The organism is Lactobacillus helveticus DSM 20075 = CGMCC 1.1877 (genome assembly GCF_000160855.1).
GTDB classification, from domain to species: domain Bacteria; phylum Bacillota; class Bacilli; order Lactobacillales; family Lactobacillaceae; genus Lactobacillus; species Lactobacillus helveticus.
In genome coordinates, this window is the sequence record NZ_GG700764.1 from 1 (window position 1) to 844 (window position 844).

An 844-nucleotide genomic window follows, 5' to 3' on the forward strand; every position below is an offset into this window, starting at 1 on the left:
GAAATTAAACAATTTAATCGTGCAAGTAAAAAGGTTTATGTTATTAAAGCAACTCTAAAAAATGTAAGTAAGACGTATTTGTTGATCCGGAGCTACATTAAAACTAGTAAGCGGATAGAAAGATTAAATACTTGGTCGTCCAATATATTACAAATAAGACGACAATACTTTAATTAAAATATTAAAAATTCAAAGATAATGTTAACTAGCTAGGGTAAATAGCTTAGCTTTGTGAGTAGAATTCAGATAAGATCCTATATACTTTTTAGTGTTTTCAAAAAACTGTAATTTAGTGAGGCATAGTAACATAGATGCTTTCAAAATTGAATATTTGCGATATAAGAAGAAAAGCTAAAGAAAAAAGATTTAGGTGCATTAATAGTCTAAATACCGGCAAATGGGCCTATATTAGATAATATTGCAGATAGTGGTCTAACCTGAGTATCAATAAACAATTAATAGGAAAAAGAGGATAAGAAAAATTTGAAAAAAGTCTTGCATTTTAGATTAATATCTATTAATATTAAATACGTTGTGATTGAGAGATCACAGCGATGACTTAAAAGTTTTAAAAGATAAAAAAAGTTCTTGACTTTTAAAACTGATTTAGTTATAATAATAAAGTACTCTTCATTAAGAGATATGACCCGTTGGTCAAGTGGTTAAGACACGGCCCTTTCACGGCCGTAACATGGGTTCAAATCCCGTACGGGTCATTTACCAGTTTAATACATTATTGGTACTTACAGCTAATGGAGGATTACCCAAGTGGCTTAAGGGGACGGTTTTGAAAACCGTTAGGCGGTTCTGCCGCGCGTGGGTTCAAATCCCACATCCTCCTTAT

At 31.8% G+C, this 844-nt stretch carries 2 tRNA genes; both read left to right on the forward strand.

Features of this window, described 5'->3' with window-relative positions:
- Positions 1-644 precede the first annotated feature (644 nt).
- Positions 645-716 (forward strand) — tRNA-Glu (locus HMPREF0518_RS08920).
- Between the two features lie 38 nt (positions 717-754).
- Positions 755-841 (forward strand) — tRNA-Ser (locus HMPREF0518_RS08925).
- Positions 842-844 lie beyond the last annotated feature (3 nt).